Source organism: Neorhizobium sp. BT27B (genome assembly GCF_050455485.1).
Lineage (GTDB): Bacteria > Pseudomonadota > Alphaproteobacteria > Rhizobiales > Rhizobiaceae > Neorhizobium.
Genome location: NZ_JBCIYT010000012.1, coordinates 1 through 22,236 on the forward strand (window position 1 = coordinate 1; position 22,236 = coordinate 22,236).

The 22,236-nt window shown below is 56.5% G+C and carries 29 protein-coding genes; 14 read left to right on the plus strand and 15 right to left on the minus strand.

The window, feature by feature from the left end:
• Window positions 1-149 (minus strand): ATPase domain-containing protein (locus tag AAIH70_RS24760; protein WP_430036427.1); only part of this gene is annotated, 149 nt, incomplete at its 3' end.
• Between the two features lie 401 nt (window positions 150-550).
• Here AAIH70_RS24760 and AAIH70_RS24765 point away from each other — a divergent pair.
• From AAIH70_RS24765 to AAIH70_RS24775, 3 genes are all read left to right on the plus strand, one after another.
• The gene (locus AAIH70_RS24765; RefSeq protein ID WP_027687039.1) at window positions 551-760 is read left to right on the plus strand and encodes a cold-shock protein; all 210 of its coding nucleotides are present in this window, start codon (window positions 551-553) and stop codon (window positions 758-760) included.
• 149 nt (window positions 761-909) lie between these two features.
• Window positions 910-1,185, plus strand: coding sequence for a hypothetical protein (locus tag AAIH70_RS24770; RefSeq protein ID WP_206828806.1), 276 nt, complete (start codon window positions 910-912; stop codon window positions 1,183-1,185).
• Between the two features lie 308 nt (window positions 1,186-1,493).
• Window positions 1,494-2,939 (plus strand): sensor histidine kinase, encoded by a 1,446-nt coding sequence (locus AAIH70_RS24775; RefSeq protein WP_430036119.1) that lies wholly within the window; start codon window positions 1,494-1,496, stop codon window positions 2,937-2,939.
• A gap of 28 nt (window positions 2,940-2,967) precedes the next feature.
• Here AAIH70_RS24775 and AAIH70_RS24780 read toward each other — a convergent pair whose 3' ends face one another.
• Window positions 2,968-3,339 carry a response regulator gene (locus tag AAIH70_RS24780; RefSeq protein WP_153353340.1) on the minus strand — a complete coding sequence of 124 codons (372 nt, stop codon included), beginning with the start codon at window positions 3,337-3,339 and terminating at the stop codon, window positions 2,968-2,970.
• Window positions 3,332-3,682, minus strand: a complete 351-nt coding sequence (locus AAIH70_RS24785; protein WP_430036122.1) for a response regulator — start codon at window positions 3,680-3,682, stop codon at window positions 3,332-3,334. Before AAIH70_RS24785 ends, AAIH70_RS24780 begins: the two co-directional genes overlap by 8 nt.
• A gap of 636 nt (window positions 3,683-4,318) precedes the next feature.
• Between AAIH70_RS24785 and AAIH70_RS24790 the strand changes: the two genes are divergently transcribed.
• Window positions 4,319-6,085, plus strand: a complete 1,767-nt coding sequence (locus AAIH70_RS24790; RefSeq protein ID WP_430036124.1) for a methyl-accepting chemotaxis protein — start codon at window positions 4,319-4,321, stop codon at window positions 6,083-6,085.
• A 104-nt stretch (window positions 6,086-6,189) separates the two neighbouring features.
• Here AAIH70_RS24790 and AAIH70_RS24795 read toward each other — a convergent pair whose 3' ends face one another.
• From AAIH70_RS24795 to AAIH70_RS24815, 5 genes are all read right to left on the minus strand, one after another.
• On the minus strand, window positions 6,190-6,468 hold the full coding sequence (locus AAIH70_RS24795; RefSeq protein WP_430036126.1) for a hypothetical protein: 279 nt from the start codon (window positions 6,466-6,468) through the stop codon (window positions 6,190-6,192).
• A gap of 10 nt (window positions 6,469-6,478) precedes the next feature.
• Window positions 6,479-6,778, minus strand: coding sequence for a DUF982 domain-containing protein (locus AAIH70_RS24800; RefSeq protein WP_430036128.1), 300 nt, complete (start codon window positions 6,776-6,778; stop codon window positions 6,479-6,481).
• 77 nt (window positions 6,779-6,855) lie between these two features.
• A complete protein-coding gene (locus tag AAIH70_RS24805) occupies window positions 6,856-7,329 on the minus strand; it encodes an Hsp20 family protein (protein WP_430036130.1) in 474 nt (157 codons plus the stop codon).
• Window positions 7,330-7,686: 357 nt separating this feature from the next.
• Window positions 7,687-7,977 (minus strand): hypothetical protein, encoded by a 291-nt coding sequence (locus AAIH70_RS24810; protein WP_153353336.1) that lies wholly within the window; start codon window positions 7,975-7,977, stop codon window positions 7,687-7,689.
• A gap of 95 nt (window positions 7,978-8,072) precedes the next feature.
• Complete coding sequence (locus tag AAIH70_RS24815) at window positions 8,073-8,345, minus strand: usg protein (protein WP_153353335.1); 273 nt, start codon at window positions 8,343-8,345, stop codon at window positions 8,073-8,075.
• 277 nt (window positions 8,346-8,622) lie between these two features.
• On the opposite strand from AAIH70_RS24815, the gene AAIH70_RS24820 reads away from it, so the two are divergent.
• Both AAIH70_RS24820 and groL read left to right on the plus strand, forming a co-directional pair.
• Complete coding sequence (locus AAIH70_RS24820; RefSeq protein WP_430036133.1) at window positions 8,623-8,937, plus strand: co-chaperone GroES; 315 nt, start codon at window positions 8,623-8,625, stop codon at window positions 8,935-8,937.
• A gap of 48 nt (window positions 8,938-8,985) precedes the next feature.
• Window positions 8,986-10,614: a chaperonin GroEL gene (gene groL, locus AAIH70_RS24825; protein WP_430036135.1), complete on the plus strand. Its 1,629-nt coding sequence runs from the start codon at window positions 8,986-8,988 to the stop codon at window positions 10,612-10,614.
• 583 nt (window positions 10,615-11,197) lie between these two features.
• Here groL and AAIH70_RS24830 read toward each other — a convergent pair.
• Both AAIH70_RS24830 and AAIH70_RS24835 read right to left on the minus strand, forming a co-directional pair.
• On the minus strand, window positions 11,198-11,572 hold the full coding sequence (locus AAIH70_RS24830) for a VOC family protein (protein WP_153353332.1): 375 nt from the start codon (window positions 11,570-11,572) through the stop codon (window positions 11,198-11,200).
• A gap of 28 nt (window positions 11,573-11,600) precedes the next feature.
• Entirely contained in the window at window positions 11,601-12,005 is a 405-nt protein-coding gene (locus tag AAIH70_RS24835; RefSeq protein WP_153353331.1) for an OsmC family protein, read from the minus strand.
• Window positions 12,006-12,308: 303 nt separating this feature from the next.
• Here AAIH70_RS24835 and AAIH70_RS24840 point away from each other — a divergent pair, with 303 nt between their 5' ends.
• The 3 genes from AAIH70_RS24840 (at window position 12,309) to AAIH70_RS24850 (ending at window position 14,156) form a co-directional block, all read left to right on the plus strand.
• Window positions 12,309-12,602, plus strand: a complete 294-nt coding sequence (locus tag AAIH70_RS24840) for a hypothetical protein (RefSeq protein WP_430036138.1) — start codon at window positions 12,309-12,311, stop codon at window positions 12,600-12,602.
• A 20-nt stretch (window positions 12,603-12,622) separates the two neighbouring features.
• Window positions 12,623-13,513 (plus strand): GGDEF domain-containing protein, encoded by an 891-nt coding sequence (locus AAIH70_RS24845; RefSeq protein WP_430036140.1) that lies wholly within the window; start codon window positions 12,623-12,625, stop codon window positions 13,511-13,513.
• 145 nt (window positions 13,514-13,658) lie between these two features.
• Window positions 13,659-14,156, plus strand: a complete 498-nt coding sequence (locus AAIH70_RS24850; RefSeq protein ID WP_153353329.1) for a GNAT family N-acetyltransferase — start codon at window positions 13,659-13,661, stop codon at window positions 14,154-14,156.
• A 265-nt stretch (window positions 14,157-14,421) separates the two neighbouring features.
• Here the strand turns inward: AAIH70_RS24850 and AAIH70_RS24855 are convergent, their stop codons facing one another.
• A complete protein-coding gene (locus AAIH70_RS24855) occupies window positions 14,422-14,652 on the minus strand; it encodes a CrpP-related protein (protein ID WP_153353328.1) in 231 nt (76 codons plus the stop codon).
• A 237-nt stretch (window positions 14,653-14,889) separates the two neighbouring features.
• On the opposite strand from AAIH70_RS24855, the gene AAIH70_RS24860 reads away from it, so the two are divergent.
• Both AAIH70_RS24860 and AAIH70_RS24865 read left to right on the plus strand, forming a co-directional pair.
• Window positions 14,890-17,082, plus strand: coding sequence for a putative bifunctional diguanylate cyclase/phosphodiesterase (locus AAIH70_RS24860; RefSeq protein ID WP_430036143.1), 2,193 nt, complete (start codon window positions 14,890-14,892; stop codon window positions 17,080-17,082).
• 77 nt (window positions 17,083-17,159) lie between these two features.
• Window positions 17,160-17,783 carry a plasmid pRiA4b ORF-3 family protein gene (locus AAIH70_RS24865; RefSeq protein ID WP_430036429.1) on the plus strand — a complete coding sequence of 208 codons (624 nt, stop codon included), beginning with the start codon at window positions 17,160-17,162 and terminating at the stop codon, window positions 17,781-17,783.
• A gap of 112 nt (window positions 17,784-17,895) precedes the next feature.
• Here the strand turns inward: AAIH70_RS24865 and AAIH70_RS24870 are convergent, their stop codons facing one another.
• The gene (locus AAIH70_RS24870) at window positions 17,896-18,426 is read right to left on the minus strand and encodes a hypothetical protein (RefSeq protein ID WP_430036145.1); all 531 of its coding nucleotides are present in this window, start codon (window positions 18,424-18,426) and stop codon (window positions 17,896-17,898) included.
• Here AAIH70_RS24870 and AAIH70_RS24875 point away from each other — a divergent pair, their 5' ends adjacent.
• Both AAIH70_RS24875 and AAIH70_RS24880 read left to right on the plus strand, forming a co-directional pair.
• Complete coding sequence (locus AAIH70_RS24875) at window positions 18,427-18,834, plus strand: hypothetical protein (RefSeq protein WP_430036147.1); 408 nt, start codon at window positions 18,427-18,429, stop codon at window positions 18,832-18,834. It abuts the gene before it with no gap.
• Window positions 18,835-18,862: 28 nt separating this feature from the next.
• Entirely contained in the window at window positions 18,863-19,159 is a 297-nt protein-coding gene (locus tag AAIH70_RS24880) for a hypothetical protein (RefSeq protein ID WP_430036149.1), read from the plus strand.
• On the opposite strand, the gene AAIH70_RS24885 is transcribed toward AAIH70_RS24880, so the two are convergent.
• From AAIH70_RS24885 to AAIH70_RS24895, 3 genes are all read right to left on the minus strand, one after another.
• Window positions 19,132-20,415 carry a diguanylate cyclase gene (locus AAIH70_RS24885; protein WP_430036151.1) on the minus strand — a complete coding sequence of 428 codons (1,284 nt, stop codon included), beginning with the start codon at window positions 20,413-20,415 and terminating at the stop codon, window positions 19,132-19,134. The two genes, AAIH70_RS24880 and AAIH70_RS24885, sit on opposite strands and share 28 nt — an antisense overlap.
• Window positions 20,416-20,516: 101 nt before the next feature.
• Window positions 20,517-20,813 (minus strand): DUF982 domain-containing protein, encoded by a 297-nt coding sequence (locus AAIH70_RS24890; protein ID WP_430036153.1) that lies wholly within the window; start codon window positions 20,811-20,813, stop codon window positions 20,517-20,519.
• 150 nt (window positions 20,814-20,963) lie between these two features.
• Window positions 20,964-21,434 (minus strand): Hsp20 family protein, encoded by a 471-nt coding sequence (locus AAIH70_RS24895; protein WP_430036155.1) that lies wholly within the window; start codon window positions 21,432-21,434, stop codon window positions 20,964-20,966.
• Between the two features lie 518 nt (window positions 21,435-21,952).
• On the opposite strand from AAIH70_RS24895, the gene AAIH70_RS24900 reads away from it, so the two are divergent.
• Complete coding sequence (locus tag AAIH70_RS24900) at window positions 21,953-22,135, plus strand: hypothetical protein (protein ID WP_430036157.1); 183 nt, start codon at window positions 21,953-21,955, stop codon at window positions 22,133-22,135.
• Window positions 22,136-22,236: the final 101 nt, after the last annotated feature.

Sequence of the window (22,236 nt, forward strand, 5' to 3'; positions counted from 1 at the left end):
CGCAAAAACTGCAACGCGGCAGTGGTCTTGCCCGATCCCGGCGCCCCCTGAAGCATGTAAAGATTTGATGCAGGAAGCCCTCCGCGCAGGATTTCGTTCAATCCGGCGATTCCGGTGTTAACGACAGTGGATTTCTTCTGTTTGGGCATGTTCGTCTTCCGTAAAGTGCGCGGCGCATATTGAAATCGATGGCGCCCATCATTCAGGGAAGAGCCACTTTGATCTTATATTTGCCTTTCAAAAAACTTCAATGTGGCCATGGCTTATGCAACATGCCCTTTGAATTTTGATGAAACCGGTCACGATCGGGGGATGTGAGTTTCGCAAGGATTGAAGGGAATTCTTCACTGGTCAGTACAGTAGAAAACTAAAACGTTGACGTCCCAATCTCAAATGCCTATAAGCTGAGCTATCGATTTTTTCTTGCCGAGCTTTGGTTACCACGCGACTGGCACCGCGTTTTGAACGAACCCTCCCTTTAAAACGATCGTTATCATCATCCGCAATGCCTTGCGTTGCGGTCGTCTCTATTGCTATGAAAGGGTTCATCATGACCACTGGCACCGTAAAATGGTTTAATTCCACCAAGGGCTTCGGCTTTATCCAGCCTGACAACGGCGGCGCTGACGCCTTCGTGCACATTTCTGCCGTCGAGCGCGCCGGAATGCGCGAAATCGTCGAAGGCCAGAAGATCGGTTTCGACCTCGAGCGCGACAACAAGTCGGGCAAGATGTCCGCCTGCAATCTGCAGGCTGTATAATCGGTAACTGCTTTCCTTTGACCACGGATGTACTGGCACTGTCGAAAGCAACTACCAATCGAGGTCAGGCAGATTGCCTGGCCTTTTTTTGTGCCTGACGCCAAGGCACACGCCTGCGGCGAGACCGGCCAGAAATCACAAGAGATCCGATGAGCGATAAAACCAGTGAACTTCAGGCGATCAACACCGCGTGGCAAATTGCGATCCAGGAAATTCTGAGAATGGTCGTTCGCGACCTTTACAGATCCGGCGACGAAGCTTCGTTTCACGCTCATATCAAGCGGATCGAAGAGGCTGCCGTCGACAGTATCTACACCGGGCTGATGTTGCGGGGAACTGACGAGTGGACCGAGGTTCTCGTCAAAGAGAAGGCGAGCAATTTCGTCACAAGCCTCCTGACATCGTTCACATACGATCGGGTCTAAAGCGTCGTAGCGCCCGCGAATAACCTCGGCGGCCTGTTTTTTTCTGTCTGACAAGAATATTGCGCGTGCCACCGCCATTGTTTTCGGACGAGGGGTGTTGAGCGATGTGGTCCGCGAGCCGAGTGTTCTCCATCCAACCCATGGCTTGAGCGTAATCCAATCCCCGATCTGTCACCCGGACGGTCTGTTGCGCTAACACCATATAGCAAATGAGCTTTACGCTTGAAACTGCCGAAAATTTTCACCGCGATATGCGTTGACTTGCTGATCGGAAGCTCTCAAATAAATGGAGGGCGAGAGGGCTTTCAATGCATAATCACGATCCGGCCACCCCCGATCACGGCTCGATGGCTGGCATTATTCGCAACCACGACTGGGTAAGCACCAGCCTTGGACCGATGTCGTCGTGGCCGCCCCAATTGAAGTGTGCGGTTGACATCGTAATTCCGTCGGGTGCGCAGATCGTGATGTTTTGCGGGGATGACTTCACCGCCGTTTATAATGACGCATATGCCCCATCGATCGGGAACAAGCACCCGAGAGCCTTAGGGAGGCCGGCGAAAGAAAACTGGGCTGAACTTTGGGACGACCTGGAGCCGCTTCTGCTGAAAGTTCGAGAAGGCGGCGAAACAATCGTTGCCAAGGATAGGCCCTTCTACATCGAACGACACGGCGTGCCGGAAACAGTCTACTTCGACATTTCCTATTCGCCCGTTTCCGATGAACACGGCCAGGTGCTCGCGGTGCTCTGCATCGTGAATGAAACCACGGAACGGGTTGGCTACGAGGCAAAACTCAAGCGCCTGGCGTCAATCATCGCCTCGTCGGAAGATGCGATCCTCGGTATTGACCTCGCCATGACGGTTACCGATTGGAACAGTGGCGCCGAAAAGCTCTATGGATTCTGCGCCGAGGAAATCGTTGGTAGGCCTGTCACCCTTCTCGTTCCAGACGACCGCATCGACGAGGAGGCTCGCATCATCGCCCGCATCAAGGCGGGAGAGCGGGTGGAAACCCACGAGACCGTCCGGCGGCACAGCAACGGACGGCTCCTGGACGTTTCTTTGACTGTCTCACCCATCTATGACGCAGACGGCAGGATCATCGGGGCTTCAAAGATTGCCCGCGATATTACGGCCCGAAAAGAAGCTGAGCGTGTTCAGGATCTCCTGATTGGCGAACTGAACCATCGTGTGAAGAACGTACTTGCGACGGTCGCCGCGATCGCTCGTCAAACTTTTGCCGGCGTGCCGGACATCGAACCCGCAAGGGCAGCCTTTGACGCCCGCTTACAAAGCCTGGCCAGAGCGCACGACCTGCTGACGAGAGGAAGTTGGGAAGCTGCCAGCCTTCGCGCGGCAGTCACCGAGGCGCTGTCTCCCTATCCGCCCGAGCAGTTCGAGATCAGTGGGCCTGATGTCGACGTCTCACCCAAGGCCGTGGTCGCCCTCACGCTGATATTGCACGAGCTTGCTACGAATGCCGCGAAATATGGTGCCTTGGGAGCGAACTCGGGAAAGGTGACTGTGTCATGGAACGTATCAGAGGCAAAACTCACTCTGTTGTGGAAAGAAACCGGGGGGCCACAGGTCCAGCCTCCGAGCCGTAAAGGCTTCGGATCTCGGTTGATCGAAGCGCTGTCATCTGGCCATCTTCGGGGCGAAGTCGAACTAAATTACGATGTTTTGGGCGTAAATTGCATAATCGGGGCGCCGCTTGAAACGGAATGGAGCGACCACGACCATATTCATTAACGAACCTGACGCAATGTCAGTTGCACCGTCAGGATCGTCGCAATCGCTTGATGCGGTCGACAAGCTGCTGGGGATGGTGCGGGTGGTCGAGCGGACCATCTTCACAAAGGTCGCCGGCGATCTTGGCGGTTCGCTCAGCCGAGTGTGTCACCACCACCGTGAGATCCGGTCGGATTTCCCTGGCTTTTGCAGAAAGCTGGAACCCGGACGCATCGCGCAAAGCTATGTCTGTCACCAAAATCTCGATATCTTGATGAGAGAGAGCAGTGATTGCCTCCGCGGCATCAGTCGCTTCAATGACCCGGTACCCGCAGTCTCTGAGATACTGACCAACGGTCGAGCGCTGTAGAGGATCGGCGTCGACGAGGAGGATCGTTTCGGATGCTGGCTCGTCAGTCATCGATGTTGCCCGCCAGCGGAGATAAAGCGCTTACGAGGTCCAAAACAGGTTTTTGCAGAAACAAGTCAAACAGATGCCGGTCATCATCGGTGGGTCGATGCTGGCCAGACATGACGGCAACCTTGATGTGACGATAGGACCGCTTCACCATCCTTGCCAGGTCCAGGCCTGTGGGGGCACCGGGCATATGAACATCGGTCAGCACGATTTCGAACTGTTGGTCGCGCGCCAGAACGGCAAGGGCATCGCCCGCCGTTCCCGTTTCTACGACCTCCCAGCCTTGCCCACGAAGCGTGTCTGCTATGTCCATCCGGATAAGGATTTCATCTTCGGCGATCAGCACGCGTCGCCGTGACGCCGAAGCTTGAGCGAGGTTCGATTTGTCTGCCGAAATCACAATTCGCACCTCTTACCCGCGAACGTTTCGCGGCTATGCAATGCAATGCGCAAAGTAAGAAATTGTTCCCCTGCCGCTTTAATAGATCATCGCAAGCAGCGACGTAAGATTTCAGAATTATAGTGGCCGTCTACCGAATTTTATGGAGGGGCCGGAATTCACCTGTGTCAAATACCAGCTCTTTGCCACGGCCTGCGCAGGTCTGTGCGTATCCCGAAAAGTAGACGCTTGCACTGAGACGACCGTTACCTTTGGCGGAGGCAGAATGCCGCCGAGCTGACGCGAAACCACCGGCTCGACGGCAGAACTGCTGACCGGCACGCAATATAGATCCGGGAAGGTGATAATGAGCGGGAATTCTTATCAAAGCGTTGAAAGGGTTTTCCGTGAATCTGAACGCGGCGCCGCAGCCGACTGCGGAAGCGAACGTTACAGCGAAGGTGGCCGTTGTAACTACGTCTTTGCTAAATTTTTAATCATTTATGTTCATGCTTTACTAGATATAGCACTCTCTGCCGTGTTGTGCGGAAACGTGGGCACCGGAGAGGCGCGTGCAGTCACTGAACCTAGGGGGCGTACAGGATGTTCGGCAGTTCCAACATATCGCGGATGCAGACGAAGTCGCTGAAATCGATCACGGCCAACATCATGATTGCCGACGCGGGTCTCAACATCCGCTACATGAACGATGCGGTCATGGAGCTTCTTAAAGAGGCTGAGGCGGATCTCAAGAAAGAGCTGCCTCGCTTCGACTTTGCCAAGCTTGTCGGGAGCAACATCGACATCTTTCACAAGAACCCGTCTCACCAGCGCAACATGCTGGCTGCCCTGAAGACGCAGCACAGGGCAACGATCTGGGTGGGTCACCGCGCTTTTGACCTGATCGTGACGCCTCTGCTCGAAGGACAGAAGACAACCGGATTTGTCGTTGAATGGGCCAATGCAAAGGAAAGGCTGCAGAATCTGGACTTCGCAGGCCAGATGGTGGCGATCAGCCGTGTTCAGGGCATCATCGAGTTCACCACCGAAGGTGAGATCGTCACGGCCAACGACAACTTCCTCAAGGCGATCGATTATCGACTGGACGAGATCAAGGGCCGTAGCCACAGTATGCTGGTTGATCCAGATTACGCGAAATCTCCTGAGTACAAGCAATTCTGGGACGCGTTACGCCGAGGCGAATTTCAGGCAGCCGAATTCACCCGCTATGGCAAGAACGGCAAGGTGGTCGTCATCAATGCCTCGTACAATCCGATCCTGGACGCCAAGGGCAAGGTCACCAAAGTCGTGAAGTTCGCAACCGATGTGACCGAGCGGGTTCATGCCGTCAATACCTTTGGTGAAGCACTGACCAAGATTGCCCAAGGAGATCTATCGTTCAACATCGACCAGCCGTTTGCGCCGGATTTCGAAGGACTTCGGCGCACGATGAACGAGGCGCTGAGCCAGATGCGCAATACGCTCGGCGCTGTGGCACACTCGACTGATCAGATTGACACGGGAACCCGCGAGATCAGCCAGAGCGCGGAGGATCTTTCCAGGCGAACGGAACAGCAGGCGGCGTCCCTTGAGGAAACCGCTGCGGCGCTTGATGAGATCACCGTCAATGTCAGCAATGCTGCCAAGCGCGCGGATGAGGCCCGTCATGCCGCGGCCACCGCAAGCGATAACGCGGAGCGCTCCGGCAAGGTGGTCGCCAATGCGGTTGGCGCGATGTCTCGCATCGAGAATTCATCGAACCAGATCTCGAACATCATCGGTGTCATCGATGAGATCGCTTTCCAAACGAACCTGCTCGCACTCAACGCAGGCGTTGAAGCGGCCCGCGCCGGCGAGGCCGGCAAGGGTTTTGCCGTCGTGGCACAGGAAGTGCGTGAGCTTGCGCAGCGATCCGCTCAAGCCGCAAAGGAAATCAAGGAGCTTATCTGCAACTCGAGTGACGAGGTCAGCACAGGCGTGAAGCTCGTCAGCGAGACTGGCGAGGCCTTGCGCACGATCCAGCAGAACATCGTCTCCGTGAATGAGCACATGGAAGCGATTACCAGTTCGGCAAAGGAACAGGCGACGGGCCTGTCCGAAGTCAATTCCGCCGTCAATCAAATGGATCAGGTGACGCAGCAGAACGCCGCGATGGTGGAAGAGACCAATGCCGCCAGCGCGACGCTCGCTCAGGAGACGGCGAAGCTGCGTGAGCCAATCCAGGGCTTCCAGCTTGGTGCCGATGCCCCAAGCCTCGCAACGCGCCAAATTGCGGTGGCAAATGCAAGCCATAGGCCCGTGGCATCGCCGGCCCGCCGGATGATGGCCAAGGTGGCGGCCGGATCATCGGGCGGCTGGGACGAGTTTTGAGTTCGAAGCGAAGGTGCGAACTCCGTCCGGTTTCGACGGATGATAGGCGGACGTGGGTTGGTCGAACATTCCAATGCCCGACCGGTCGATACCCACGCCACCCTCTATGACTGATATCGCCGATCGAGTTCGATAAGGGCTGACTGGATCTCGTTGATCTGGACAGCCTCTGGCGTTCCGGGCAATTGCCGAAGCGCCGGCTTCGACTCGACCACAGAGAAATCGGAAGCCCAGGCGGCGAGGATCGTCCGTTTATCATCGATCGACAGGGATGGCGCTTTCACGACATCGATTGGCCGTCGAAGCTGCATTCCTCGCATCAGAACTGTCGGCCCCATTGCCACTGCAGTGCCGACCACCTGCTGCAACCTGATGTCTCTCATGAGGCCACCCTCACTGCACATGGGGACCGCTGTTGCCCCGCATGCGAGAAGCCGCGATCACGGACGTATCAGGGGCAAGAATCTCATGCTTTTCCGCGAAGGCTGCGAACAGGCCGCGCGCGGTCTCCGCTTCGATCTCGCCGCGAAGCGCCGCCTGGCATGCTTTCATGGCAACGGTGTGTACCGTGTCTCTGAACGAGGCCGGCCACTCGACAAGGTGTCGGTAGGCGTCCATGACGCTATGAACTTCCGCAGGGAAGCCCAGGCCGACGAGAATGGTGACAGGCTTTGCGAACATATCGGGTTTCATAGCTCTCTCCTTCCCAAACCCGGAATGTTGACGGGCGCCGTACCAGCGGCGCCCTGATTTAGCGGATTATGTAGATATCAAGCCGCCTTTTGCGCCTCGATCTGCGCTGGAGCGACCGAGGTCAAAGCGGGTGTGCTCTGGATCGTGATCTTGCGCGGCTTCAAGGCCTCAGGGATCTCACGGACAAGCTCGATCGACAGGAGACCGTTGTTCAGATCCGCTCCGTTCACGCGGACATGGTCGGCAAGTTCGAAGCGGTGTTCGAACGGACGCCCGGCAATGCCGCGATGCAGGTATCCATCCGTTGAGGTCTCCTGCTTCTTGCCGGCGACCGTCAGCAGATTGGACTGGAAACTGATATCGAGGTCGTCCTGGGCAAAGCCCGCCACCGCGATCGAGATCCGGTAGCTGTCATCGCCGGTCTTGACGATGTCATAGGGCGGCCAGTCGCTGATCGAGCGGGCGCGCTGGGCATTTTCCAAAAGATTGAACACCCGATCGAAGCCGACGCTCGAGCGGTAGAGAGGTGCGTAATCATAAGATGTTGCCATAGCCATATCCTCCTTGAAGCAACATGGATACGGGATGCTACACGTAGCGCTCCCGGCGATGCCAGCCCTTTATCAGCGGCTGGCGGCGATCGATTTGGTTTTGCCGAATTTCGGATTCAAGATCTGCGACAGAAAAAATTGCACCCTTTTCGACGCCGTACGACCGCTTCGGCATTCTATCCGCGCTGCAAGGTCAAAGTGGCGTTTTTACCGCTCGCTCGCTATTGGCGCCGTGAATGCATGATCTCCAGGTACCGATGAGAAGAGCCCTCCCATCTACGACATAGCGATCGCCTTGGGCCAGGCGCTCCATGATTGCTGCGAAGCATGGGAATTCAATCCGCCGGGGGCCTCGGTTTAATGGACGGACCGACTGAAGACACGATGGGGATAGGCAGCTTTGAATTGCGATATCATGGCGCAGGCCTGCTGCAGGACACGCTCGGCCGCCTCCGGATTATCACGTGCAAGTTCGTCTGCATTGACCCGTATTGCGTTTGCCATATTCGCAGACATCACGGCAAAGCGCCCTTCGCCATAGACGAGCGCCTCCTGTGAGGCGGTCTCAAGCCAGCGGGCGAAATCCACCATGATCTCCTCCCTTACCGGGACGCTCGCACTCTTGATGATTTTGATGTTTTCTTCCATTCGGGTCTCACTCCATACACACGTGGTCAAGCGACCGGGCTCATCAAGCCCCGATCGCCGGGTGAGCTAGGAAGTGGAAAAATAAAATTCAAGGTTCATTGCAGCTTGAATTCACCGTCGACGCGCCGCCATTCGTTGGGCCCGATCAGGCGCTGATGGCTGTAGCGAACCGAATGCAGCGGCCCATCCAGAGACGACTGCCAGAAATCGAGGAATTTGCGCATTTCTGGGAAATCTGGCGCAAGGTCGTAATCCTGCCAGACATAGCTCTGCAGGACGGTTTCGAAATCGGGAATACGATAGAGGATATGCGCTGTGGTAAGGCCATAACCGTTGAGCTGCCGCTCAAGATCCGACGAAAACTGCATGCTTCATCTCCTTTTCATGACAGGCAGAAGGATGACGCAAGTGTGCTGCGGCATCAATCTTTTTTCAACTCGCCACCTCGATTATCGTTCCTTTACAGCATGTTAGCAGCCATCACCCGAGAGTGCCAATTTTTCCTGTCCACCCTCTTGAAATCAGAAAATCTCGAAAATAAATTTTTCGCGCGAAACGCTCAAAGAGGCTTCGCACCCGTCCGGGCCGGTCATCCGGTTTCGGCGCGGGGGATCAACGTCATCTTGTTTGTCCATGGAGGAAAACATGTCGTTTAGACCGCTGCATGATCGCATTCTCGTACGCCGGGTCGACTCTGAGGAGAAGACCAAAGGCGGGATTATCATCCCTGATACCGTCAAGGAAAAGCCGCAGGAAGGCGAAGTCATCGCCGTCGGCTCCGGCACCCGGAACGAAGCTGGCCAGATCCAGGCGCTCGACGTCAAGGCCGGCAATCGCATCCTGTTTGGCAAATGGTCCGGCACCGAGATCAAGATCAACGGTGAAGACCTGCTGATCATGAAGGAAAGTGACGTCATGGGTATCATCGAAGCCCAGGCCGAACAGAAGCAGGCTGCCTAGGTACGCCCGCTCATCAGTCAAAAAGCTGCCTATTGAAGGAGTGAACAAATGGCTGCGAAAGAAGTCAAATTCAACACCGATGCCCGCGAACGCATGCTGCGTGGTGTCGACGTGCTCGCCAATGCTGTCAAAGTAACGCTTGGTCCGAAGGGCCGCAACGTCGTCATCGACAAGTCGTTCGGCGCGCCCCGCATCACCAAGGACGGCGTCTCGGTCGCCAAGGAAATCGAGCTCGAAGACAAGTTCGAGAACATGGGCGCCCAGATGCTGCGCGAAGTGGCATCGAAGACCAATGACCTTGCCGGCGACGGTACCACCACGGCCACCGTTCTTGCCCAGGCCATCGTCAAGGAAGGCGCCAAGGCGGTTGCCTCCGGCATGAACCCGATGGACTTGAAGCGCGGCATCGATATCGCCGTGGATGCAGTCGTTAAAGAGCTAAAAGCCAACGCTCGCAAGATTACCAGCAATTCCGAAATCGCCCAGGTCGGTACCATCTCGGCCAATGGCGACGAGGAGATCGGCAAGTATCTGGCCGAAGCGATGGAAAAGGTCGGCAACGAAGGCGTCATCACTGTCGAGGAAGCCAAGACCGCCGAGACAGAGCTGGAAGTCGTCGAAGGCATGCAATTCGACCGTGGCTATCTCAGCCCGTACTTCGTCACCAACCAGGACAAAATGCGGGTCGAGCTCGAGGAGCCTTATATCCTCATCCATGAAAAGAAAGTCTCCAACCTCCAGGCGATGCTGCCGGTGCTGGAAGCCGTGGTGAAGTCCGGTAAACCTCTGCTGATCATCGCCGAGGACGTGGAAGGCGAGGCGCTCGCGACGCTCGTCGTCAACAAGCTGCGCGGCGGCTTGAAGATCGCGGCCGTCAAGGCTCCGGGCTTCGGCGATCGCCGCAAGGCCATGCTGGAAGACATCGCTATCCTTACGGGTGGCACGGTCATTTCCGAAGACGTTGGCATCAAGCTGGAGAACGTCACGCTGAACATGCTGGGTCGCGCCAAGAAGGTAGCGATCGAGAAAGAAAACACCACCATCATCGATGGTGTCGGCTCCAAGGGCGAGATCGATGGTCGCGTCGCGCAGATCCGCGCCCAGATCGAGGAGACCACCTCAGACTACGACCGTGAGAAGCTGCAGGAACGTCTTGCCAAGCTCGCGGGCGGCGTTGCTGTCATCCGTGTCGGCGGATCGACCGAAGTCGAGGTGAAGGAGAAGAAGGATCGCGTCGATGACGCCCTTCATGCGACCCGTGCCGCTGTCGAGGAAGGCATCCTGCCGGGCGGCGGTGTTGCCTTGCTGCGCGCGGTGAAGGCCTTGGACGGTCTGCCGACAGCCAACGACGATCAGCGCGTCGGGATCGACATCGTCCGCCGGGCGATCGAGGCGCCCGTTCGCCAGATCGCCGAGAATGCTGGCGCGGAAGGTTCGATCATCGTCGGCAAGCTGCGCGAAAAGACTGACCTTTCCTTCGGCTGGAACGCCCAGACCGGCGAGTATGGTGATCTCTACGCTCAGGGCGTCATTGACCCGGCCAAGGTGGTGCGCACTGCACTGCAGGATGCAGCCTCGGTCGCTGGCCTGCTGGTCACGACAGAAGCGATGATCGCAGAGAAGCCGAAGAAAGACGCCGCTCCGGCGCTGCCCGCTGGCGCCGGCATGGATTTCTAATCACTCACAGGCCCGCCCCATCCGCCGGGGTGGGCCATTTTGGGAGACTAAAGAGTGCCCGAGCCCATTTCGAGAGAAGATGCACGTTTGTGCGCCAGCGTTGTCAAGGAGATCGCTCGAGCGAGAGATATTGTCAAAGATCCGGTCGCGATCGGGAGCTTGACGGCATCCGTCGCCAGACTGTTCAATAGAGGCATGCGCGATCGCGAGGAGCTCCTGGCGGCAGCCATGCAGGCTGTCCCTATGTCGGCTGACTCAACCTCGCAGCAGTGAGAACCTAGGCTCTCAACAAACCACGGAACCATCGATTCGCCAAACCAGCCAAGTTAAGAGAAAGGAAACACGTATTTCTAGTCCGGGAGCAAGCCAGCGCTGACATCAACGCTTTCAGCGCGCTTTAGTCCGGCGCGAGCGCAAAGGCGTCGGGTCGACACAGCCGCGAGAGCGTTGCAATGATTGGTAAGTTTCGCGAAGCTTGGACCTTATGGCTGCACCCTTCAAAACGAGGAGGACGGTTCCTTCGTCCGATTTCACACCTAAGGGACGCAGATGAAGCGCTCTGCAGGCGTCGGGGTCGCCGATCTTATCCCGTCGGTTGCGTCCGTGCCGTGAGTTTATGTCCGTCCGGATCGCGAATATACGCGACGAATGACCCGTTCGGACGCTCCGCGGGAGGGCTCTCGATCGCTTCGCCACCGTGCGTAATGCCGGCTTCGTGCCACGCTAGAACGTGAGCGGCGCTCGCGGCCCCAAGACCAATCGTTCCACCGTTAGCTACGGTCGCCGGCCCTCCATTGATTGGTTTCGTGATCATCAACCGACCACCCTCGTGGACGTAGATCAGCCTGCCTCTCGCATCCATTTCGCCGAGCTTGCCACCCAGCGCAACCAACGTGGCGTCGTAGAAATTTCTGGCTCGCTCCAGATCGTTGCTGCCGATCATGATATGGGTGAACATTTTCTATCTCCGGTAAGATATCAAGCAATCAGAATACCGTTAGCGTCGTCGGTACGCCACGATTAAGGGAATTTGCTACCGTGCAGATCGACCAAGCACGATCGATCAAGGTTTGCGGGTCAGACCCATCCAGTGTCGTGCATCTCACGGATAGGACGGCGTTGGTGGCAACAAGAGGCGCACCATCAAGTTCCAGCTGAACCGTCACGGCTATGTCTCCGATTTCGACACCGAGGTCATGGGCAATATAGCGAAGGTCGTTGCAGTAGCAACCTCCGACTGCCAGACCGAGGAGCTGCCCGCCATTGAAGCCTAGGCCCAACCCGCCGGCCTTGCCTTCCGGCCTATCAACGACAATGGTGTGTCCACCAGCCCAACCAACTGCTGCCTCCGTAGCCGCCATATTGCGCAATTCCACGATCGACTGAACCATTTCCTTAACTCCCTCCGCGAAAGTTTGATGGCACGCTCCTGGCACAAGCTCATTGTGTCAATGGTAAACCAGACCCTTTTTGGGCAGGACGGCCGGCGTGCCATTGCTATCCGGATATCTGAAGGCTGCACGAGATGACTTGTTTCGTGGGGGGGGTGGAACGGGATCTTTCTCGGCGGCAGCGCGTCAAGACAGCGGCCAGCCGGCGGTTGAGCGGTCGTTCAGTCAAATACGTCTTAAATCTTCCATCCGGTGTTTAACCCTCGCATGTAGCCGTCATCCGGTCTCTAAACAGGATGCCGTATGCCGGATTTCTTCACGCTGTTCGTTGTCGTCCTGCTGCTCAATCTTTCACACAGCATGCTGTGGGGAATGATTGCCTATCGGTACAAGGATCTGCTAGCTCCGCGCTATTGGCTTGCCGGTAGCGCGGCAGGTGTAATTGGTGGGCTCGCTCTCTCTGTGCAAGGGGAGAGTGGCCTCATCGCCAACACAGTTGCCGGCAATGGCTTTATCATTCTGGGATTCTATCTGACCTGTGTGGCACGCGTCAGTTTCACGGTGACAAAGTTCAAGGAGCGAGAACCTCCATCCTAGTCGCTGGCAGCATATTGGCCATGCTCGCGACTTTCCACATGTGGTATGGCCGCAATCCTGTTTACACGCTGGCACAGTCGATACCGCTGATGCTAACCGCCACCTATCTTTTGCGAATACACGGAAGGGATCTCGGAGCGGTCGTCGCCGGCATAGCCATGTTGGCAGGCGTATTGTCCCACATCGTGATCGCCGGCGGCAACGTTCTGATCGTGATTGGCGCAGCGCCTGGTCTCCAACTATATCGGGCTGCGTCGATTGACCTACTGATCTTCCTGTTCGCATCGGTCGTCTGGAACTTTGGATTTCTCATTTCGGCAGTCGAACGGCTGCGCACTGAAGTCGAGCGCCTGGCAAATGAGGATGAGCTGACAGGGATCGCCAATCGCAGACTTTTTATGAAGCACCTGAGCAGTGTTTGCAAAACGGCGCACGGTGGGCAGGGTTTCAGCTTGCTCCTGTTTGATCTCGACAGCTTTAAAACGATCAACGACAAATATGGCCATGCGGCAGGTGACGCTGCCTTGAAGCATGTGGCAGATTTGATCACGAGACAGTTGGGACAGGGCGATGTCTTTGCTCGTCTTGGAGGAGACGAGTTCAGTCTGTTGATGATTGGCGCAGATGTGAACGACGCTGAGGCTATCGCCAAGCGGATCGTTGGCGAAGTCGGGAGCACGCCGCTGCATTGGGGCGCCCTGCAGGTGCCTCTCTCGGTCAGCATCGGGATCGTTTCACGAGGTCCGTCCGGGTTAAACCCTGAGATCCTTTTGGACAGCGCGGACCGCGCGCTCTACGAGACCAAGCGGCGCGGCCGGAACGGCTATACAGTTTTCGAGGCAACCGACACAGAATCGAATGTCATCCATCTTGCTAAATTTTCCCCATCCGGTTCTGCAGCCGGATCATAGCTTCGCCCTCACGAACCGCCTCTTTTGCCAATAGGTTCGGCGCGAGCAATCCCAGCGGGATGCCAGATACAGGTGAGGACTTTAGCTCTCCCCGTTAGAATGATCATACCCGGCCACAACTCTCGTAAAATAGAACTGACAGAGCATGATTGAAACACCTCGTCTTATTCTTCGTCCGCCGATTTATTCCGATTTCAAGCCTATGATCGAGATGTTCTCGGAAGAGCCTGTGTTACGACAGATCGGCAAGCTCAACCGCAGCGAAATCTGGACCAGGCTCTTACGCGACGTCGGGCACTGGCAGTTGATGGGTTTCGGGCAATTTTCGATAATTGAACGCGCGCAAAACACTTACGCAGGCAAAGTAGGGTTTGCGGTGTTCGAACGCCCGCTGGGCCGAGCGGACACAAATATTGAAATGTCCTGGACTCTTCAAAGCGGGTTCCATGGGCGCGGATATGCGACCGAGGCAGCGCAAGCAGTGCAGCATTGGTTCGAGCGCGATCACAGGCAGCCAACAGCATGTCTTATTGCTGTGGGAAACGTTCTATCACTTCGTCTCGCTGAACGCTTGGGCTACAAAGAAATCGATAAGGTGTGCCGTGACAAGGGAGACGCCATCATCTTACAACGAGATCCTTAAAACATTATCCTAGCTCGGTAGGGAGCCGAGCTGTTCAAGTTCTCGATCGGAAGCGAACCTGTGTTTCCGAGCATTAAGCGCGCTATAATCGTAACGACTTGGGCCATCTCTGAGCGCAGACCGATGATTTGATCGTCACTATTCCGTCGGTCGGTTGCTGAGGCCCGTGGCGGAGCAGCGAGAAATTCCTTCGGCCACCCTCATGGTGATACCAGCAGTTCGATACTCCTCTGCTGGACCACGTCGCCGTTCAGGATGAGCACGATCAGCTGCCGCGAAACAAGCAATTCGGTTGCTGAAAGGCACGTGCCGCATTCTCGATATTCCAGCCGAACACCCACGCCTCTGCTCTCTGCAGCCAGCCATCCCTCTCTTGGGGACACTCTGTTCTTTCAAGATACGGCATTACTGGATTTTCGCTTGCAGAGAGACCCAGAACCCGGGCGTTTATTCCCCGTTGTTGCCAGTCAAGGATTATTTCAACATCGAAAGTCATTCGATCCTCATGATCGTCGCTGGGCTCTCGCAGGCTTTAGAGCTGCCGAGGCCTTCTGCGAATCAAGGCTTGCTCGAAGCTTACCTCAGCCCATAAAGAGTTCTCACTTCAAGCGGCCGATCGCACTGGTACGTTAGCGTACACAGGGCCTTTAACCAGCTTCTAACCAACTTGCTTGGCGTCGTTTTAACAGCCGCTGTTTTACCGTCTCATCAAATAAAGGATGACGGCCCGCGAATGACAATGCAGCTTCAATCACAGTGGTTTCTACGATGGGTTTTGCCGTTTTGTGCCTCCTTGGCGCTTTGTGGTTTGCTTCTCATCAGTTTGACTTGGGCGGCAGCAAGAACCGATGAAGTCGCGGCGCTTCGGCAACGCGATCTCGTCACGCTCACGGTCGCGAAGCTAAAGGTTGGCGTTGCGAATGATCAGGAAAGCGCAACGGTTTGGGACGATGCCGTCAGAAATGCAACCAGCGGGAACCTCGAATGGATCGAGGCGAACCTTGGCTCCTGGATGCACAGCTATTTCGGCCACGACGCCGCGCTAATCCTGAGGCCTGACCTTTCATCCTTATACCAGTTCTCATCAGATCCAGACCATGCTCCAACGCCCGGCGATTTTCAGAAGGCCTATCTGCCGCTTGCCAAAATGCTCCAGGCGCGACTGTCTGTCGGAGATACCGAAGGCACCAGTGACACGATCCTATCGATAGGAGAAGCGGATCTTGCCTATGTGGGCTTTCGACCCGCGATCGTTAGTGTGAAGCCGATCGTGTCGGACACTGGTAATCTTGAGCAAATTCCTGGCCAAGAGATGCTACACGTGGCAGTCCGCTATCTCGACGGTGATCTGCCCGCAGTGATCGGCCGAGAATATGAGTTCGCTGACCTAGAATTTGCGGCAAAACAGCCGACAGGACGCAACATCGCCTTCGTACCGCTGATTGCCCGAGATGGACAGGTATTCGGCTATTTCCGTTGGAAACCATTTCGACCTGGGCAGCACGTACTTGAGGCCACTACCCCTGCCCTCATGCTCGCGTTCATCGCATTGTTTGCGGGGACCAGTTTGGCTGGACGCGCAATTTGGCGTCGCTCGGAGCGCTTGGCTGCGAGCCGCGCCGAGCTTAGGCATCAAGCCTCTCACGATGCACTAACAGGTCTTGCAAATCGCGGTCACTTTGGCGAGCAACTCGATCGAAGGCTCCCAAACGCACAGGCCGACGAGCTGCACTGCGTCTTGTTTGTAGATCTTGATCGCTTCAAGGCTGTCAACGACACGTTCGGCCACCCGGTTGGCGATAAGCTGATCAGTTCGGCCGCAACCCGTATGCGCGACCTTCTCCCTAACGCTCTCATAGCCCGCATAGGAGGCGACGAATTTACGATCCTGCTGCAGGGCGACGACGCGCGGAACGCCGAGGAACTGGCCAGAAAGCTCGTTCATGGTCTGAGAATGCCCTTCGAGATCGAGGTGGCGCATATCGTTATTGGTGCAAGCGTCGGCGTGGCGTTTGCAGCCGGCTCTTGCGATCCGGTTGAACTGACCCGCCAGGCCGATATAGCGCTTTATCACGCCAAGGCCGCCGGCAGGAATACTTACGCGCTGTTCGGGGAGCATATGGACGAGCTGTTGCGCAAGCGTAGAGCGTTGGAAAACGATCTAAGATCAGCGGTTGAGACCCGGATCCAGTTTGAAACCTTCTACCAGCCGGTGTTTGCTGCAAATAGTGGGGCCCTCTGCTCGCTGGAGGCTCTTGCCCGCTGGAACCATCCGACACTTGGCTATATCAGTCCCGATCAGTTCATTCCTCTGGCCGAAGAGATGGGCCTTATCAGCGACATCGGTGCATTTGTGTTGGAAGACGCATGCAGGACGCTGGCCGAGCTTCCTGACATCTCGGTGGCAGTCAATGCTTCTACGCTTGAACTTGAATCGCCTGGCTACGCGCTGCGCGTTTTGACAGCTCTGGCCAAGTGGCAGGTAAGCCCGGCCAGACTGGAAATCGAGATGACTGAAACGGCGACCGCAGACGACCGGGGCGAGCTCGAACGAACAATCTCGATGCTGCGAGCAGCTGGCGTTAGTTTCGCTATTGATGACTTCGGAACCGGCTATTCCTCGTTTTCACGCGTGCAAAAGATCGAGGTCGACCGGATTAAAATCGACAAGTCCTTTGTTGACGAGATGCATCGCAGCGATAGCAGAGCGCTGGTTGTTGCGATGATCGACATGGCACGAGCGAAGGGCCTCAAGATCACCGCAGAAGGTGTAGAGACCGTGGAGCAACGAGCGGCTCTTGAAAGTCTCGGCTGCGACGATCTTCAGGGTTTTCTTTTATCCCGGCCTTTGCCTCGTCAGGCTGTTGTCGCGCTCGTGACCGGGGCAAAACAAACTCTGAACGTGGCAAGCTCCGGCACCGCCTAAGCAAGGATCAAGCTGCGTGGGCAAGTGGCCACGAATAACCTCTTGACGGGCCACCGTCATCCTTGTTCACTCGTGCTATGTTCAAAGCTCCGAACGCCGCGCAGATCAGAGTTTCTATCGACGAGATCAATCCGGACATCTGGCGCCGCTTGATCCTGCCGGTTCATTGGAACCTGGAACAGTTGCACCTTGGGATCCAGGCCGCCTTCAATTGGTGGAACTATCACCTTTATGAGTTTCGCATCGGCGGTCTGCGTTATGGCGACGTCGAGATCCTGACTGAAGACGCGACTGACGAGGATCCCCGAGTGTTCGATCAGACGGAGGTTCGCCTTCTGGATTTCGAGCAAGGCGCAGAATTCAGCTACCATTATGATTTCGGAGACGGCTGGCGGCACACCATTGCGATCGAGGAGTTCTTGACGCTCGCGACTACGCCGAAACAAGGCAGCTGTATTGCCGGCGAAAGAGCGCGCCCTCCTGAAGATGTTGGCGGCGTGTCGGGCTACGAGCGGTTTCTCGAGATCATCGCCGACCCGGATGATCCGGAGTTCGAAGAGACCATTCGCTGGTGTGGTGGTCATTTCGATCCGGAATGGTTCGATCTTGCGATGACGGACAAAGATCTCCGGAATGCTCTTCGGTCGAATGCCAGGCGACGCCTGTATCAACCGAAGCTGAAAGCGGTCTCGAAGAAATGAGTTGAGCAAGCAGGCGGGCTTATCGGCAAGAACCCGTGGATTTGAGAGATTCCGTCGAAGGATCGGCCGATCAACTTACAGGATCAAATGGCCTGTCTGCGACCGCCCTCCGTTATCGATGCTGGAGGCGCTCTCGAAGCCACGAATTTTCCTTGCGGAGTTTTGCCGCCAGCATCGTCCTTAAAAGACGGTTCTCTTCCTCGAGCTGCTCGAGATCATCCGGTTCATTTTGCTCGACCGGTGTTTGTCTGCGGTCTTGTGGAAGCCGCCGTCCAGCAGGCGATCGGCGCTCGCTGACAGCCCGTCCCGACTTGCGCCGACGTATCGCCGGCACAGCAGCGCCAATGTCTTGCTCATTAGCCCTTTCCGGCGCTGCGCTGACATCATCGGTTGAAACCTCCAAACCAGCAATGTCGACCATGTCGATGCTTGCTGAGGTCGGGGCGGATTGTTCAGGGATATGAGCTGGTGCTGACGTATCCCGCGGCTTGGAAGGTTCGCTCTGGACAGGTAAAACAACCTCGACATCGCGGGCCACGGACCTCAAATACAGATCGCCCCAGATGGAGCTCGGTGCTTTGCTGTCGAGTTTTCGACGACCGGATTTGTATTCGACGACGAAACTACGCTGAGGCTTTTTCATATGGCTGTTGAAGACCTGGGATGCGCATGGAACGCTGTGTTGGATGGCGGCAGATGTCTACATCAACTTTTGCTGGAATCAAAACGGCGCCATTTGCCTCTTAGCCGGCTTGCAAAAACTCGACGTCCTCCGGTAATCTTGAGCCTGCCGATCAACAGTGCCAGACCCATGACCCAGACAGATCTTCCCTCCTGCGAACGCTCAGAACTCTCCGGCCGCTACACTGAAAACGACATCACCGTCATTGTGGAAATCTTCCGCCCCTCAGCCGGTGATGATTGGCGGATGGAGGTCACAAGCTTAGAAGACCAGGTCACCGAATGGAATGAATCCTTCGCATCTGCGCACGAAGCATGGGAAGAATTCATCTATGTCGTCAATACGGAAGGTCTCGCGGTCTTTCTCTAGACGCCTTCATCAAGGGAGATATGGTCTGGTGATCGACAGCGACAGACGGCGAATGATTTTCGATCAGGTTCGCACCAAGGCTGTGTTGCGGGGAACGCCCATCGACGATGACCCCGAGTTCGTGGGATGGGTCGAGCTTTGGATCAGCGGCGAGTACGACATGTCTGAGCTAAGGTCTCGTTACAACGACCTCGCAGTCCGTCGAGCACAACGATCGAGGTCTTTGCCTGGCGCAATAGTACCGACCGTCACCGATGCGGAACCGATTGATATCCCTGGTGCCGATAATGATCCCGGTTATCCAACTGTCCGGGATGTCGACTGAAATCTGACGGCATCTTTTCCGGCCGCCTTCACATCGTAAAGAAGTGCGTCGGCCTCTTTCAGGAGCTCCGTCACATCACGCTTTGCGTGCGTCCAGATCCCGCCGATGCTCGTGCGGACGTCAGCTTTTTCCTCGGCGATCGCGATAGGCTCGCGCATCAGCTCGAGAATGCGTTCGGCGGCGGCCTCGCCTGCGGCTCGACCACCTGCGACAACCACGACGAATTCATCCCCGCCTGTGCGTGCCACAAGATCGTTTTCTCTGATGGCGGAGGTCAGGCGCGCAGCAGTCGTTTGCAGGACAATATCGCCCATCGCATGGCCATGAGCATCGTTCACTTGCTTGAAGCCGTCGAGATCGAGTGCGAGAATGGCAAAGCCATCCGCAGATTGCAGGCTGACGTATTCGATCGACAGTCCACGGCGGTTCAGCAGCCCCGTCAGGGCATCCGTGCGCGCTGTCTCTTCCAGAATCTCGATCCGGCGTCGATCTTCGGTAAAGTCGATCGCCATTCCGACGATCTTGACTGGACGACCGTCGCTGTCGCGCAAAAGCCGGCGATCACAGCGCATCCACCGTTCGCCGTGAACTGTGTCGAGACGATACTCGGCAACATTCTGATCGAGCTTTCCGGCAATCAGCGGCGTCAGATCCGCCTGGGCGCCGTCGTTCACGTTGACCCTGTTGACGTAGCGCTCAAGGTCGAGCCGTGCGGCCGTCGGGCCACCGATAAACTGCGCCAGCCGATCTGACGTCTCAAACTTGCCTGTCAAAATATCCATTTGCCAGAAGCCACCACGGACGGCTTCCAGCGCCAGCTCAAGCTGCGCTGCCCGCTCGGCGAGCTGACGCTCATGGTCCTTGTGGCGGGTGATGTCCTCGATCTGCGAAATGAAGCGTACGACCTTACCCTGACGATCGCGCATCGCAGCGATGTGGATCAGGACGTGGACAATCTCTCCGAATGGCCGCAGGTAACGCTTTTCGATCGTGTAGCCGTCCCGCCTTCCCTGCAGCACCTGCTGAAACAGGATCAGGTCCGCTTCGATATCGTCCGGGTGGGTGAAATCCTTGAAATGCTTACCGAGCACCTTCTTGAGAGGAAGCGATAGCAGCTTGGCGAAAGCGGTGTTGCCGCGAATGATTCGCCCCTCAAGGTCTACAAGGGCAATGCCGATCGGGGCATTTTCGAAGGCGAAGTCAAACAGCGCCAGGCGGGTTTCGGGATCATCGACTGTGTAGGGTTCCGCTACCATCTATCCTCCGAAGACAGGTGCATTACCGCGATAGGTGTGTTTTAGGTAATGATAATCAAGGTGCCGGTTTTATTCCGGCACCGGTAAGCTAGGCCGGCAACTTACATTCCGCCGATCTTGGCGCCCGTGTCACGCCGTAGATGCGGCGGGACATCTTCGAGTTCGGCAAGTTTGTCATTCTGCTTCAGAAACACTCGAAAGTTCTCGCGAACCGCGTCGATGGGCCAGCGACCGTTTGCCGCCTCTCGGCAGTACCGGATAAGCGTCTCATAGGCGAGGTTGCGCTTCTCCTGTGGCCAATCGTCGAGAAAGTCGAACACGTCATCCAGCCCCGTGATTTCCTGCACAAAGTACCGGCGCTGCGCGTACAGCGGTTTATCGAACAGAGCGAGTAACATCGGAGCCTCCTTCTTTGCTCTGCATGAAAAGGGAAGCCGGCCTCGCTGAGGCCGGCGGTGCTATGGGTGATACAAGACCTTGGTCGAACGTCACCCGATCATGATTTGAGGGCTATCAAGCGAATGACCTCGCCGACTGCCGGTTCTTGCTCAGGCAACTTGACGGTCAGTTTCCAACCGAAGCGGTTCGCTGTTGGACGATCCCTGGCCGATCTCAACCTTGCGGGGCTTCATCGCTTCCGGCACCTCGCGCTTCAAGCTAATCGTCAGCAAGCCGTGTCGGAGATCGGCACCTTCCACCCTGACATGATCAGCAAGCTCGAACTTCCGCTCGAACGAACGACCGGCAATGCCGCGGTGGAGATATTCGCCCTGCAGCTCTTCGGCTCTCCCGCCTTTTATGACCAGAACGTTGCGCTCCTGGGTGATATCGAGATCGCCCTCGCCAAAGCCGGCCACCGCCATCGTGATACGATAGTCGTCTTCGCCGGTCTTGACGATGTCATAGGCGGGCCAAGTATCGATTGCATTGAGGCGCTGCGTATTGCTCAGCAGGTTGAACACACGGTCGAAGCCGATGCTCGAGCGGTACAGCGGGGCGAAATCAAGTTCAGTTCTCATAACCATATCCTCCGTAAAGCAACATGGAAGGAAGCGGTTTATCCGCTTCCTCGGTTAACCGACCCCCTCACTGGGCCGTCGGCGCCGATCGATTTGGTTTCGCATATTTCTCCGTTCAAGACCTCTTGGAAAAATTTTTCGAGCGAATGTGATGGCGTCTTGTTCGTCGCAAATCCCATCCTATTTCGATGCCCAATCCTCGACTTGGGAGCATCGAGATGGACGACTTAGCCAGCGACGGAGTTTTGGACGCTGATGTGGAAATTTTGCCGCCAGAGCATGTCACCGAGTGCGAAACGGCTATCTGCGCTTGTTGTTGTCGCCAGCGCCCGCGCTCCATGATGGACGAAGATGGCTGCGGCATTTGCGATGAATGTCTGGCGCCTTGACCCTCCCAACAGCAAACGAATGTTGCATTTCCAGCATCCGCCTGGGACCTTTGTCAGAAAGGAAAAGAACATGGCTGGTATCGCTGAGTGGCTGGACGATCGAGTACAGGAATCATTCGAGCCCCGGGCTTGCATGACGACAAGGCCGATTTCCGCGACCAGGCGAAAGTCTTGGTAGAGAGTGCCGGAGCCGAAGGTTTCACCGTCGCCGAGATCAAGGAGGCTCGTGGCGGCGACGTGGAGCGATATCTCGATCGGCAGAACGCGATGACCGATGTGAGCCGGCAACAAAGACTGGTAGACGACGAATAGCAAAGCCGGCCAGAGCCCATCGTCCTCCCGCGAAACGAAAGTCGTCAAGAAGTCTCAATGCCCGGAGCTTTGTCTCGATCTAGGTCATGGCCTTCTTACCG